The 14,158-nt window shown below is 61.4% G+C and carries 11 protein-coding genes; 8 read left to right on the top strand and 3 right to left on the bottom strand.

Annotated features, from left to right (window positions below):
• Window positions 1-29: 29 nt before the first annotated feature.
• Together C7477_RS11770 and C7477_RS11765 are read left to right on the top strand one after the other, a co-directional pair.
• Window positions 30-938 carry a DUF72 domain-containing protein gene (locus C7477_RS11770; protein WP_110752314.1) on the top strand — a complete coding sequence of 303 codons (909 nt, stop codon included), beginning with the start codon at window positions 30-32 and terminating at the stop codon, window positions 936-938.
• Between the two features lie 100 nt (window positions 939-1,038).
• Window positions 1,039-2,070, top strand: coding sequence for a Stealth CR1 domain-containing protein (locus C7477_RS11765; RefSeq protein WP_110752312.1), 1,032 nt, complete (start codon window positions 1,039-1,041; stop codon window positions 2,068-2,070).
• Between the two features lie 298 nt (window positions 2,071-2,368).
• On the opposite strand, the gene C7477_RS11755 is transcribed toward C7477_RS11765, so the two are convergent.
• Complete coding sequence (locus C7477_RS11755; protein WP_110752310.1) at window positions 2,369-2,737, bottom strand: RcnB family protein; 369 nt, start codon at window positions 2,735-2,737, stop codon at window positions 2,369-2,371.
• A gap of 299 nt (window positions 2,738-3,036) precedes the next feature.
• Complete coding sequence (gene metH / locus C7477_RS11750; protein WP_110752308.1) at window positions 3,037-6,822, bottom strand: methionine synthase; 3,786 nt, start codon at window positions 6,820-6,822, stop codon at window positions 3,037-3,039.
• 143 nt (window positions 6,823-6,965) lie between these two features.
• On the opposite strand from metH, the gene C7477_RS11745 reads away from it, so the two are divergent.
• Window positions 6,966-7,136: a type II toxin-antitoxin system VapB family antitoxin gene (locus C7477_RS11745; protein WP_181418403.1), complete on the top strand. Its 171-nt coding sequence runs from the start codon at window positions 6,966-6,968 to the stop codon at window positions 7,134-7,136.
• A gap of 324 nt (window positions 7,137-7,460) precedes the next feature.
• Here C7477_RS11745 and upp read toward each other — a convergent pair whose 3' ends face one another.
• Entirely contained in the window at window positions 7,461-8,087 is a 627-nt protein-coding gene (gene upp, locus C7477_RS11740; RefSeq protein WP_110752306.1) for a uracil phosphoribosyltransferase, read from the bottom strand.
• A gap of 116 nt (window positions 8,088-8,203) precedes the next feature.
• Between upp and ubiE the strand changes: the two genes are divergently transcribed.
• The 5 genes from ubiE (at window position 8,204) to C7477_RS11710 (ending at window position 13,968) form a co-directional block, all read left to right on the top strand.
• Window positions 8,204-8,995 (top strand): bifunctional demethylmenaquinone methyltransferase/2-methoxy-6-polyprenyl-1,4-benzoquinol methylase UbiE, encoded by a 792-nt coding sequence (gene ubiE, locus C7477_RS11735; protein ID WP_110752304.1) that lies wholly within the window; start codon window positions 8,204-8,206, stop codon window positions 8,993-8,995.
• A gap of 241 nt (window positions 8,996-9,236) precedes the next feature.
• A complete protein-coding gene (gene ubiB, locus C7477_RS11725; protein ID WP_110752300.1) occupies window positions 9,237-10,814 on the top strand; it encodes a 2-polyprenylphenol 6-hydroxylase in 1,578 nt (525 codons plus the stop codon).
• A gap of 67 nt (window positions 10,815-10,881) precedes the next feature.
• Window positions 10,882-12,360 (top strand): bifunctional phosphopantothenoylcysteine decarboxylase/phosphopantothenate--cysteine ligase CoaBC, encoded by a 1,479-nt coding sequence (gene coaBC / locus C7477_RS11720; RefSeq protein WP_110752298.1) that lies wholly within the window; start codon window positions 10,882-10,884, stop codon window positions 12,358-12,360.
• A gap of 296 nt (window positions 12,361-12,656) precedes the next feature.
• Entirely contained in the window at window positions 12,657-13,118 is a 462-nt protein-coding gene (locus tag C7477_RS11715) for a carboxymuconolactone decarboxylase family protein (RefSeq protein WP_110752296.1), read from the top strand.
• The gene (locus C7477_RS11710) at window positions 13,105-13,968 is read left to right on the top strand and encodes a sigma-70 family RNA polymerase sigma factor (RefSeq protein WP_110752294.1); all 864 of its coding nucleotides are present in this window, start codon (window positions 13,105-13,107) and stop codon (window positions 13,966-13,968) included. The genes C7477_RS11715 and C7477_RS11710 overlap by 14 nt, the downstream gene beginning before the upstream one ends.
• Window positions 13,969-14,158 lie beyond the last annotated feature (190 nt).

The following is a 14,158-nucleotide window of genomic DNA, read 5'->3' as shown; positions in this document are numbered from 1 at the left end:
ATCGACCCATTCAGGCACAGGCGAAAACGATGGCGAGGGCTGGAACGATCCGCATCGGCATATCGGGATGGACCTATGCGCGCTGGCGCGGGGTGTTCTATCCAGAAAGGCTGCCGCAGCGGCTGGAACTGACATACGCCGCGGAGCATTTTCCCTCGATCGAAGTCAATGGCACGTTCTACAGCCTGCAGCGGCCCGAAAGCTTCGCCCGGTGGAGCGAGAGCACGCCCGATGATTTCGTCTTCGCCATCAAGGGCTCGCGCTACATCACCCATCTCAAGCGGCTGCGGGACGTGGAAACGCCGCTTGCCAATTTCATGGCCTCGGGCCTCCTTCGGCTGGGTAGCAAACTCGGGCCGATTCTCTGGCAATTTCCGCCGAACCTGAAATTCGACGCGGAACTGTTCGATGCCTTTCTCAGCCTTCTGCCGCACGATACCCGGCAGGCTTCCGAAATCGCCCGACATCACGATGCCCGGCTGGAGGGGCGCGCCTTTACACAAAGCGATGCGAAACGCTCCATCCGCCACGCCGTCGAAATCCGTCATGACAGTTTCCGCTCGCCCGAATTCATCGCGCTGCTGCGCCGCCATCGCGTGGCGCTGGTCTGCGCCGATACGGTGGAATGGCCGCTGTTGATGGACCTCACCGCCGACTTCGTCTATTGCCGCCTGCACGGTTCGCAGGAGCTTTATACCAGCGGCTACGATGACAAGTCGCTCGACCGCTGGGCCGAGCGTGTGCGCGCCTGGGCGCATGGCCGCGAGCCTGATAATGCCGAGCGGGTGCTCGATCCGACCAGACCACTGCAGAGCGGGCGAGATGTCTATGTCTATTTCGACAATGACGCGAAGGTTCGCGCCCCTGCCGATGCCATGGCGCTGATGAAGCGTCTGGGCGTCGAGCGGGAGCCGGAGGACCGGAAAATCGCGTCTTGAGCGCGCCTGTTTTTCCCTGGGATTATCAGCCGGCTACCCGTTGCCCCCACGTGACGAAATTGTTACGGTTTTGTAACAGCGCGTCGCAGAGGGGATCGTTTTGAAGATCGATTACGTCATCGCCTGGGTGGATGGGCAGGACCCGAAACACATCGCGGCGCGCCAGGAATTCGCCCCGGTTTCCGGCACGACCCATTTCGAGGCGACGACCAGTGAGCGCTATACCGACAACGGCGAGATCTATTATCACATCGCATCGGTGATAAAATATGCGCCGTTCATCCGCCGGATTCTCATCGTCACCGACAATCAAAAGCCTGAGCATCTCGATTCCTTCATCACGGAAGGAAAATGCGATCCGTCATTTCTCAAGATCGTGTCGCATGATGATATTTTCGCTGGATTGAACGCCGTTCGTCCCAATTTCAACGCCCGGACCATCGCGGCCGCGCTTTGGCGAATCCCAAGCCTGTCGGAACATTTCATCTATGCTAATGACGATTTTTTCCTGAATGCACCATTGCAGCCGGCAGATTTCTACAGGGATGAGCTACCCCTGCTGCATGGCGTCTGGGACGTGCCTGAAAATACGCGCTGGAAGTATAAATTCCGACAGCTTCTCGGGAAAATTCCCGGATACCAACATAATTTGCCAAGATATCGTCTGGCGCAATGGAAGGGCGCGGTTCTCGCGGGCATGAGCGGCCGGTTTCTGAATGTCCATCATTATCCGCACCCCTTGCGCCGCTCAACCTTGCAGCTTTTTTTCTCGGAGCACCCGGATGTGCTCAACCGGCAAATTTCCTTTCGGTACCGCGATATCGCTCAGTTCGATACCGTGTCGCTTGCCAATCATCTCGAAATAACGCGGCATGGCGTTGCCGTCTCGGAGCCGATGGGACTCGCCTATGTAGATGCGGTGAAGGGAAAAAAGGCCTTGGCGGCGCTGGAGGAAATCAGAATCGGCGCCACGCCCTATGGCTGCGTACAGGGCTTTGAGCTGTTCGAGCCGAATGATCGCGCGACGATCCACGGTGTGCTTGCCGCCAAGTTCGCCGATGTGCTGCCGATAGCGATCAAACAGGCGATGGCCCAGAACCATGCTCGTGAGGATTTGTCACAGGCCGCATAGGCTAGAGCATTTCATATTCAGATGGAAATGCTGGCGGGACAGTATACCCCCCTCTGGCTTGCCAGCCATCTCCCCCTCAAGGGGGGAGATTGGCCTGCATCGATGACGGCACTTATCCTGGGAATGTTGACGATTGGCGGAAACGGCAATGATAGCGTAATCTCCCCCCTTGAGGGGGAGATGGCTGGCAAGCCAGAGGGGGGTATGCCTCGCGATTCCATCAAAACATGAACCGCTCAAAACGAAAAAGGCGGCCTTCGGAGCCGCCTTTCATTCCTATAGCCGGATCAAGGCCGATTTACCGGCCCGCGACGATGGAGGAGATCACGCCGCTGGCGATGCTGATCAGCAAATAGTCGTTATCCACCCGCACCCATTGGTGTCCGCGCGGCGGCCTGCTCAGGCGATAGCGGCCATAGTCGCGCACGACATGGCTGCGATAGCTGCGCGGCAACTCTCTGCCTCGCGACCAACGCTCACGCCTGTCATCGTGACGGCGCATGTCACGGCGGTCGTCATGGCGGCGCATGTCGCGGCGATCGTCGTGACGCTTGCCATAGGATTGCTCCACCGGACGCTCATAGCCGTGCTTCGGCTGATACTGAGCGAGAGCCGCCGTGGGGGCGAGGATGGAAAACGCGGTGACGGCGATGACAAGACTTTTCATCTTGATTCCTTTTCATTGAGGCGAGGAAATTCATTGATTGGGGGGATGAATTTCACGCGCACAACATGGTCCCAAGGGCGTGAATGGAATGTGAATGGCAGGGTTAAATCGCGGTAATGTGAAGGGGCCGCCTTCCCTCCCCCTTGCGGGGAGGGTGGCCTCCCGGGTCTTGCCTTCGGCAAGCCCAGGACGGGCTCCGGGCCGGGTGGGGGTGGTTCAAAAGAGAGCACACCCGTCACCACCCCCATCCGCCCGCTCCGCGGGCACCTTCCCCGCAAGGGGGAAGGAGGGCGTCAGCGTTATGCCGCCGCCTCCGCCGATGCGGGCCGATTATCAGGCACATAGTTGAGGATGGGCCCGAGCCAGCGCTCGACCTCCGCCACGCTCATATTCTTGCGGGCGGCATAGTCCTCGACCTGGTCGCGCTCGACCTTGGCGACACCGAAATAATAGCTTTCGGGATGTGCTAGATAGAGGCCGGAGACGGACGAGCCCGGCCACATCGCATAGCTTTCGGTAAGCTCTACGCCCGTCGCCTTTTCCGCATCGAGCAGGCGGAAAAGCGTCGTCTTCTCGGTATGATCGGGCTGGGCGGGATAGCCCGGCGCGGGGCGGATGCCGTGATACGATTCGGAGATCAGCTCTTCCGGCGTCAGCTTTTCCTCCGCCGCGTAGCCCCAGAATTCCTTGCGTACGCGCTCATGCATCAATTCGGCGAAGGCCTCGGCAAAACGGTCGGCGAGCGCTTTCACGAGGATCGAGGAATAATCGTCATTGGCGCGCTCGAAGCGTTCGGCAATCGCCACCTCCTCGATGCCCGCCGTCACCACGAAACCGCCGACATAATCCGGCTTGCGGGTCCCAACCGGCGCGACGAAATCGGACAGCGCCACGTTCGGCCTGCCGTCGCGCTTGGAAAGCTGCTGGCGCAGGGTGAAGAAGGTCGCGAGTTCTCCGCTACGCTTCTCGTCGGTGAACAGCCTTATATCGTCGCCGACGCTATTGGCCGGCCAGAAGCCGATAACCGCCCTTGGCTGGAACCATTTCTCGTCGATGATTTTCTTCAGCATCGCTTGCGCATCAGCGTAAAGCTGGCGGGCGGCCTCGCCCTGCTTTTCGTCTTCGAGAATCGCCGGATAGCGGCCCTTCAGCTCCCAGGTCTGGAAGAAGGGCGTCCAGTCGATATAGCGGGATAGCTCCTCCAGATCCCAATTCTCGAAGGTGCGGGTTCCCAGAAATGCGGGCTTGGGTGGCGTGTAGGCGTCCCAGTCGATCTTTTGCGCATTGGCGCGGGCGCGGGCGAGCGGCAGGCGCTGCTTTTCCGCCTCGTTGCGCGCATGGGCGGCGGCCACCTTGGCGTATTCGGTGCGCACGCCATCGATATAGGTTTGCTTGCCGTCCGGCGATAGAAGGCTGGAGACGACGCCGACGGCGCGGCTGGCATCGACGACATAGACCGTCTGGCCCCGTTCATAGCGCGGATGAATCTTCACCGCCGTGTGCACCCGGCTCGTCGTGGCGCCGCCGATGAGGAGCGGGATATCGAAGCCCTCGCGCTCCATCTCCGCCGCCACATGCGCCATTTCGTCGAGCGATGGGGTGATCAGGCCGGAAAGGCCGATGATATCGACGTTTTCCTCGCGCGCTGTCTGCAATATCTTCGTCGCCGGCACCATGACGCCGAGATCGATGATCTCATAATTGTTGCAGGCGAGAACGACGCCGACGATGTTCTTGCCGATATCGTGCACGTCGCCCTTGACGGTCGCCATCAGCACCTTCCCGGCGCTCTGGCGCTCGCTGCCGCCGCCATTGAGGCGCTTCTCCTCCTCCATATAGGGCAGGAGGACCGCCACGGCCTGCTTCATGACGCGAGCGGATTTCACCACCTGCGGCAGGAACATTTTGCCCGAGCCGAAGAGATCGCCGACGACATTCATCCCGGCCATCAGCGGCCCCTCGATGACATGCAGCGGACGTTTGGCGGCGAGCCTCGCTTCCTCGGTGTCGGCCTCGATATATTCGGTGATGCCGTTGACCAGCGCGTGCTCCAGCCGCTTTTCCACCGGCCATTCGCGCCATTTCAGATCCCGCTCCTTGGCTTCCTTGCCGGCGGCGCCCTTGAAGCGCTCGGCAAGCTCCAGCAGGCGTTCGGTCGAATCCGCACGGCGGTTGAGCACCACGTCCTCGCAGGCCTCGCGCAAGTCCGGCTCTATGGATTCATAGACGGCGAGCTGGCCCGCATTGACGATGCCCATGTCCATGCCCGCCTGGATGGCGTGGTAGAGGAACACCGCATGCATCGCCTCGCGCACCGGTTCATTACCGCGGAACGAGAAGGAGAGGTTCGACACGCCGCCGGAGATATGGACATGGGGCAGCGTCGCGATGATCTCGCGCGTCGCCTCAATGAAATCGACGCCGTAATTGTTGTGCTCCTCGATGCCCGTCGCCACCGCGAAGATGTTGGGATCGAAGATGATGTCTTCCGGCGGGAAGCCCGCCTGCTCGGTCAGGAGCTTATAGGCGCGGGTGCAGATCTCGACCTTGCGCTCTTTCGTGTCCGCCTGCCCCTGCTCGTCGAAGGCCATGACGACGACGGCGGCGCCATAGGCGCGGCAGAGCCTCGCGTGATGCAGGAAGGCCTCCTCACCCTCCTTCATCGAGATGGAATTGACCAGCGGCTTGCCCTGAACGCATTTCAGACCTGCCTCGATGATCTCCCATTTGGAGGAATCGATCATCACGGGAACGCGCGCGATATCCGGCTCTGCGGCGACGAGGTTGAGGAACTCGGTCATCGCCTTCTGAGAATCGATCAGGCCCTCATCCATGTTGACGTCGATGATTTGCGCGCCGTTCTCCACCTGGTCGCGGGCGACATCGAGCGCGGCGGCGAAATCGCCTGCCGTGATCAGCTTGCGGAATTTGGCGGAGCCGGTGACATTGGTGCGCTCGCCGATATTGACGAAGGGGATATCCTTGGTCAGCGTGAACGGCTCAAGACCGGAAAGCCGCATCAGCGGCGGAATTTCTGGAATGGCGCGGGGCTTGTGCCGGGAGACGGCCTCGGCGATGGCGCGGATATGATCCGGCGTCGAGCCGCAGCAGCCGCCGACCACATTGACCAGCCCCTCACGGGCAAAGGTCTCGATCTGCGCCGCCATCGCCTCCGGGCTCTCGTCATACTGGCCGAATTCATTGGGCAGGCCGGCATTGGGATAAGCGCAGACGAATGTATCCGCAACGCCTGATATCTCCGCCAGATGGGCGCGCATGGCGTTGGCCCCCAGCGCGCAATTGAGCCCGATGGTGAAGGGCTGGGCGTGGCGCAGAGAATACCAGAACGCCGTTGGCGTCTGCCCGGAAAGCGTGCGGCCGGAGAGATCGGTGATCGTGCCCGATATCATCACCGGCAGGCGGACGCCTTTCTCGGCAAAGATTTCCTCGCAGGCGAAGACCGCCGCCTTGGCGTTCAGCGTGTCGAAGATGGTTTCGACGAGGATGATATCGGCGCCGCCATCGATCAGGCCGCGCAGCTGCTCCGCATAGGCGATACGCAGATCATCGAAGGAGACGGCGCGGAAGCCCGGATTGTTGACATCGGGCGAGATGGACGCGGTGCGGTTGGTCGGCCCCAGCGCGCCGGCAACGAAGCGGCGGCGGCCATCCGCCTGCTCAGCCCGCAGCGCGGCGCGGCGGGCAAGGCGCGCACCGTCACGGTTCAATTCATAGACCATCTCCTCCATGCCGTAATCGGCCTGCGCGATGGAGGTAGAGGAAAAGGTATTGGTTTCGAGGATATCCGCCCCGGCCATGGCATAGGCGTAGTGGATGTCCTCGATGGCCGCCGGCTGGGTCAGCGTGAGGAGATCGTTGTTGCCCTGCAGATGGCACTCGCAGGCGCTGAAACGCTCGCCGCGAAAATGTTCCTCGTGGAAGCCCAACCCCTGGATCTGCGTCCCCATCGCCCCATCGAGAATGAGGATGCGCTCCCGCGCCGCCTTGGTCAGCGCAGCCAGCACTTCCGAACCGTCCGGCTTTGGTGCTTGGGGTCCGAAGAGATCGTCAAGAGAACTCATAATGCCAAATTACCTGCTGTGCCCTGCTGGTGGGATTTAATGACATAAAGATATGTTTATGTCAATTAGAGCGAGTAAGACTTAGCCGTTTTGACAACGGGCAGAAGTTAAGGTGAAATCCTATATATGTGAATGGAGGACAACCGATGTTCCCTGATAGCAAAAAACCGGAAACGACCGCCCCAAGCACTCCGGAACAGGAGCGCCTGCTTGATGAATTGCGCGAAATGCGTGAGCGCTGGGCCCAACTGCCTATCCTCGATGATCGCAGCGCTGATGAGATCATCGGCTATGACGAGCACGGAATTCCGATTTGATGGCAGGCTAGCTGTGAGCGGTGCTTATTTTGACGGAATCGTTCGTGTTCTCACCCCCCTCTGCCTTGCCAGCCAATCTCCCCCTCAAGGGGGGAGATTGGCTGACGCAACGCTCGGTGCTTATTCTGCAACGCTTGCGATTGGTGCGCGAGCGTTCATGAAAGCGTAATCTCCCCCCTTGAGGGGGAGATGGCTGGCAAGCCAGAGGGGTGAGATCGCAGCGCGCTTCCATCTGAAAGTGAAACACTTTAGAATTAGTCATGGTTTAATGGGGGTGCTGGCAGACGCCCTCTATACTATCGCCGCGACTGGTGCAGTGCAGCCCTATTTCGTCCCGTACATCCGATCACCCGCATCGCCCAGCCCCGGCACGATATAGCCCTTCTCGTTCAAATGGCTATCGATAGCCGCCGTGAATACCGGCACGTCCGGGTGGGCCTTGGTGAAGCGCTCGATGCCTTCTGGCGCGGCGAGGAGGCAGAGGAAGCGGATGTTGCTCGCGCCGCGCTCCTTCAGCTTGTCGATGGCCGCGATGGCCGAATTGGCGGTGGCGAGCATCGGGTCGACCACGATGATGAGCCGGTTGACGATATCCTCCGGCGCCTTGAAATAATATTCGATCGGCTGCAGCGTCTCGTGGTCACGGTAGAGCCCGATATGGGCGACGCGCGCCGCGGGCACCAGATCGAGCATCCCCTCAAGCAGTCCGTTGCCGGCGCGCAGGATGGAGGCGAAGACCAGCTTCTTGCCTTCCAGCGTCGGCGCGTCCATTTCCGTCAGCGGCGTTTCGATGCGTATCGTCGTCAGTTCCAGATCGCGCGTCACCTCGTAGCAAAGCAGCAGCGATATCTCCTTCAGCAGCCGCCGGAAAGTCGCCGTCGAGGTCTCCTTCTTGCGCATGATGGTGAGCTTGTGCTGGACAAGCGGATGATCGATGACGGTAATGCCCATGGGTATCTCATTGCGGTAAAACAAAACTCTAAACATCGTCGTGCCTGCTTGTATCGCCCGATGCAAGCTTTATATCGGTGTCATAACAGCGGATCGAAGAGCGGATAGGTGACGGTATGAGCCAGGAACAGGGCAGTTCGGACCGCGTCGGTGCCAGAGGCGGCATGGAGAATTCCTTCGGCTTCCGCAAGGTCGGCGAGGATGAGAAGCAGGGGCTGGTCAACGAGGTGTTCCACCGCGTCGCCTCCCGCTACGATCTCATGAACGACCTGATGTCCGCCGGGCTGCACCGCGTCTGGAAGGATGCGATGGTGAACTGGCTTTCACCGCCGAAGCGCGAGGGCTGGCAGGTGCTCGATGTCGCGGGGGGCACCGGCGATATCGCTTTCCGCATTCTGGAGGCTTCCGGGCGCAAGGCGCAGGCCACCGTTCTCGATATCAACGGCTCCATGCTTGCCGTCGGCCATGACCGGGCGGTGAAGAAGGGACTTGCCGACAATATCGAATTCGTCGAGGCCAATGCCGAGGAGCTGCCTTTCGAGGCCTGCCGCTTCGACGCCTACACCATCGCCTTCGGCATCCGCAACGTTCCGCATATCGACCGGGCGCTGTCGGAAGCCTACCGGGTGCTGAAGCCGGGCGGACGCTTCCTCTGCCTCGAATTTTCCGAAGTTCAAATGCCGCTGCTTGATCGCATCTATGATGGCTGGTCGTTTAACGCCATTCCCCGCATCGGCCAGATAGTCGCCGGCGACGGCGATTCCTATCGTTATCTCGTCGAATCCATCCGCAAATTCCCCCGCCAGGCCGATTTCGCCGCGATGATCCGCACCGCCGGCTTCGAGCGCGTGACCTGGCGCGACTATTCCGGCGGCATCGCCGCGCTTCATTCCGGCTGGAAGCTTTAGTCCAGATGGAAACTGTTTGCGTTCAACGAGTTACCCCCCTCTGGCTTGCCAGCCATCTCCCCCTCAAGGGGGGAGATTACGCCTTCATCAAGCGCGGTTCCAATCGCAGACGTTGCAGAAAGAATGCCGAGGTTCATGTCAGCCAATCTCCCCCCTTGAGGGGGAGATGCCTGGCAAGGCAGAGGGGGGTGTTTCATAGAGGGCTGATCCATCCCGTCTCACGAGATATGAGTACCCCCGCATGAGCAGTCTCGCCGCCGCCTTCAGGCTGATCCATGCCGGGTGGATCATGACGCGCGAGGGCGTCATTTCCGCGCTGCCTGCCGATGGGCTGACCGGGCTGCCCGCCTTCGGCCACCGCATCGCCGGGCTGCTGGCGCGCCGTCGCAGCCGCATGGCCCAGCGTTCCGAGCGCATGTCGCGCGCGATGAACCGGCTGGGTCCCTCCTATGTCAAGCTTGGTCAGTTCCTGGCGACACGGCCCGATATCGTCGGGCGTGACGTGGCGCTCGATCTGGCGCTCCTGCAGGACAAGCTCGATTATTTCCCGCGTGAGGCCGCGATCAAGGGGATAGAGGGTTCGCTTGGCCGCCACATCGATGATCTCTACGTCCGCTTCGGCTCTCCCATAGCCGCGGCGTCCATTGCCCAGGTCCATCCGGCGGAGGTTCTCCGTGACGGTGTCCCGCACAAGGTCGCCGTCAAGGTCATCCGCCCCGGCGTCCGCCAGCGCTTCGCCCGCGATCTCGAAAGCTTCTTCATGTTGGCGCGGTTGCAAGAGCGCCATGTGCCGGCCACGCGCCGCCTGCGCCCGGTCCAGATCACCGAAACGCTCGCCCAGACCACGCGTATCGAGATGGATCTGCGGCTCGAAGCCGCCGCCCTCTCGGAAATCGCCGAAAATGTGAAGGACGATCCCGGCTTCCGCGTACCCGCCGTGGATTGGGAGCGCACGGGCCGCGATGTGCTGACGCTCGAATGGATCGACGGCATCAAGATGTCCGATGTGGAGGCATTGAGCGCCGCCGGCTACGATCTGGTGCGGCTTGCCGAAACGCTCATCCAGTCCTTCCTGCGCCACACGCTGCGCGACGGCTTTTTCCATGCCGATATGCACCCCGGCAATCTCTTCGTCGATCCTCAGGGCATCATCGTCGCCGTCGATTTCGGCATCACCGGACGGCTGGGCAAGAAGGAGCGCCGCTTCCTCGCCGAAATCCTCTATGGTTTCATCACGCGCGATTATCGCCGCGTCGCCGACGTGCATTTCGAAGCCGGCTATGTACCGCACCGCCACGATGCCGCGAGCTTCGCCCAGGCGATCCGCGCGATAGGCGAGCCGATCCATGGCCAGTCGGCGGAAACCATCTCCATGGCCAAGCTGCTAACCCTGCTTTTCGAAGTGACAGAACTCTTCGACATGCAGGCCCGCCCGGAGCTGCTGATGCTTCAGAAGACCATGGTGGTGGTCGAAGGCGTGGCGCGTACGCTCGATCCGCATTTCAACATGTGGAAGGCGTCCGAGCCGGTGGTCAGCGACTATATCAGGCAGAATCTCGGCCCGGTTGGCATCGTCACCGATGCGCGCGAAAGCGCCTTCGCGCTCCTACACCTGCTGCGCCAGACGCCCGATCTCGCCAAGCGTTTCGAACGAATTTCCTTTGAGCTGGACCGGATGGCGGAAAACGGCCTGCGCTACGATCTGGAAACGACGGAAGCCATCGGGAGGGCTGCGGCGCGCGCTTCACGCTGGGGCCGGGTTGCGCTGGCATTGATTGCACTCGCCGTCGTCGGCCTCGCATTCGGCTTCCATTTATAGGGAAAATGGCCTAAAGTGATTGCAATGATTGCGCTATGCGCGATTTCATTTGGAGGGTTGCAATCAAATGGCCAGCATCACCATCCGCAATCTCGACGACGCAGCCAAGGAACGCCTGCGCCAGCGCGCCGCCCGCAACGGCCGCTCCATGGAAGAGGAGGCGAGGGTGCTCCTGAGCCATCTGGAACTCCCCGCCAGCGGGGAGAAGGAAGAGACGTCAACGCTGATGCCCCCCTCGCCCCGCTTGCGGGGAGAGGGTAAGGGTGAGGGGCATTCCCCCCCGGGTCAAACATTGGCCGGAAAGCGGCTTCTCCTCATCATCGGCGGCGGCATAGCAGCCTATAAATGCCTCGATCTCATCCGCCGCCTGCGCGAGCGCGGCGCTTCCGTACGCCCCATCATGACCAAGGCGGCGCAGGAATTCGTCACGCCGCTGTCGGTCGGCGCGCTGGCCGCCGATCATGTCTTCACCGATCTCTTCTCCCGCGAGGACGAGCAGGATGTCGGCCATATCCGGCTGTCGCGCGAGGCGGATCTGATCGTGGCCGCGCCAGCCACCGCCGATCTGATGGCCAAGATGGCTAACGGTCTTGCCGACGATCTCGCCACGGCCGTGCTGCTGGCCACCACCGCGCCGGTGCTCATCGCTCCGGCCATGAACCCGCTGATGTGGGATCATCCTGCGACGCGCCGCAACCGCGCAACGCTGGCGCGGGATGGCATCCGCTTCGTCGGCCCTAACGGGGGCGAGATGGCGGAAAGCCGCGAGGCGGGCATTGGCCGCATGGCCGAACCGCTCGAAATCGTCGCCAGCATCGAGGCGTTCTTCAAATCGGCCTATCTGCCGTTAGCCGGCAAAACCATCATCGTGACATCCGGCCCAACCGTCGAGCCGATCGATCCGGTCCGCTATATCGCCAACCGCTCCTCGGGCAAACAGGGCCATGCTATCGCCGCGGCCCTTGCCCGGCTCGGCGCTACGGTGCGCCTCGTTTCCGGCCCGGTCTCGATCCCCGACCCCGAAGGCGTTTCGCTCATTCATGTCGAGACGGCGCAGCAGATGAAGAGCGCGGTCGAATCCCTCCTGCCCGCCGATGCGGCGGTCATGGTCGCCGCCGTCGCCGACTGGCGGGTGGAGAGCGAATGGGCGCAGAAACTCAAGAAGAGCCCGGGCGGCGCGCCGCCGACGCTGCGCATGGTGGAAAACCCCGACATTCTCGCCGGCGTCGGCCATCACGCCAAACGCCCGCGCCTTGTCGTCGGCTTCGCCGCCGAAACGCAGGATCTTCTCGCCAATGCAAAGCGAAAGCTGGAGAGGAAGGGTGCGGACTGGATCGTCGCCAACGATGTCTCGCATACAAGTGGCGTCATGGGCGGCGACCGCAACACGGTGCGCATCGTCTCGAAACGGGGTGTCGAGGATTGGCCGGATATGAGCAAGGAAGAGGTGGCTTCCCGTCTGGCCGAAAAGATTGCGGAGGCGCTGTCACCCCCCTCTGCCTTGCCAGGCATCTCCCCCGTTTCCAGTCGTCATCCTCGGGCTTGACCCGAGGATCCATGGCTGAGGGGCGCTGATCTCGCCATGGCATCGACGCGTTCCAAAAAGCGCGTGCGGTCGATATCCGGGCTGAATTTTCATGATGCCGTCCCGGACGATAGTACTGCTTCCGCCCCCTTGCCGTGGATCCTCGGGTCAAGCCCGAGGATGACGACTGGGGTGGGGGTGCCTGGCAAGGCAGAGGGGGACTCACACGCGCTGCACCTAAAAAAATCGTCCCCCATGTCACACTCCCACCCCCCATCTCGTCTAGACATCGCATAACCAAATCATGGAGCTATCCGATGAAACCGAGAATGAACTCCTTCGCCGTCGCGCCGCAGCTTATGCAGGCCATGCTCGACATGGAAAACAAGGTGGCACACAGCGGGCTCGATGAAACCATCCGGCATCTGGTCAAAATTCGCGCCTCGCAGATCAATGGCTGCGCCTATTGCATCCATATGCACACCGGCGAAGCCCGCGCCCATGGCGAGACGGAGGAGCGGATTTACCTGCTCGACGGCTGGCGGGAATCGCCGCTTTACACCGACCGCGAGCGGGCCGCGCTGGGTTGGACCGAGGCGCTGACGCTGGTTGCCGAGACGCGGGCGCCCGATGCGGATTATGAAGCGCTGAAAGCCCAGTTCAGCGAGGAGGAAATCGTCAAGCTGACCCTCGTGATCACCACCATCAACGCGTGGAACCGTATCTCTGTCGGCTTCCGCTCGATCCATCCGGTGAAAGCGGTTCATGCCGTCGCATAATGCCGTCGTCGATCTCGGAGCGGCTTTCGAGACGCTCCGCCCGCGCCTGATCCGCATTGCCTATCGCATGCTCGGATCGGTCGCGGAGGCGGAGGATATCGTACAGGATGCCTGGCTGCGCTGGACAGCCAAGGACCGGGCCTCTGTGCGCGATCCGAAGGCGTTTCTCGCGCGCATCGTCACGCGGCTCTGCCTCGATCACATGAAATCGGCACGGGTGCGCCGGGAAACCTATCCCGGCACCTGGCTTCCCGAGCCTGTCGTCGAGCTTGTGGAAGATGAGGATGACGATCTCACGCTGACGCTGATGATGGCGCTGGAGCGCCTATCGCCACTGGAGCGCGCCGCCTTTCTCCTGCACGATGTGTTCGATGTGAATTTCGAGGAAGTGGCCAGCATTCTGGATCGCGATCCGGCCTCTTGCCGCAAACTTGCCAGCCGCGCGCGGGATCATGTGCGTGAAAGCCGCCCGCGTTATCCTGTTCCCGAAGACCGTGGGCGCAGCATCGCGGAAGCTTTCTTCCAGGCCTCGCGCAGTGGCGATCCGACGGCTTTGCAAAGCCTGCTTGCGGAGGATGTCATCATCTATTCCGATGGCGGCGGTATCAGGAGTGCCGCGCTCAACCCGATATACGGACGGGATAAGACGGTGCGGTTCTTCGTCGGTATTGCCGAAAAGGCCGGGATGCCTCCAGTCCATCGCATTGAAAATATCAACGGGCTGCCGGGCATTATTACCATCGAAGCTGACGATCTGCCGCAGACCGTGACGCTCGATATAAAGGAGGGGTTGATCACCGCGATCTATATCATGCGCAACCCGGACAAACTGCGGCATCTGATGGTTTAGAGTGGCTCCTAGTTTAATAGAATCGCTTGACGATCCTACCCCCCTCTGCCCTGCCGGGCATCTCCCCCTCAAGGGGGGAGATTGGCTGACACAACCCTCCGCACCCTTCTGTAACGTCTGCGATTGGTGCCGCATGCCTATGAAGGCGTAATCTCCCCCCTTGAGGGGGAGATGGCTGGCAAGCCAGAGG

Source organism: Paramesorhizobium leguminum, from assembly GCF_003217235.1.
Lineage (GTDB): Bacteria > Pseudomonadota > Alphaproteobacteria > Rhizobiales > Rhizobiaceae > Paramesorhizobium > Paramesorhizobium leguminum.
The sequence above is the reverse complement of the archived record's forward strand: the minus strand, read 5'-3'. Positions and strand labels throughout refer to the sequence as shown.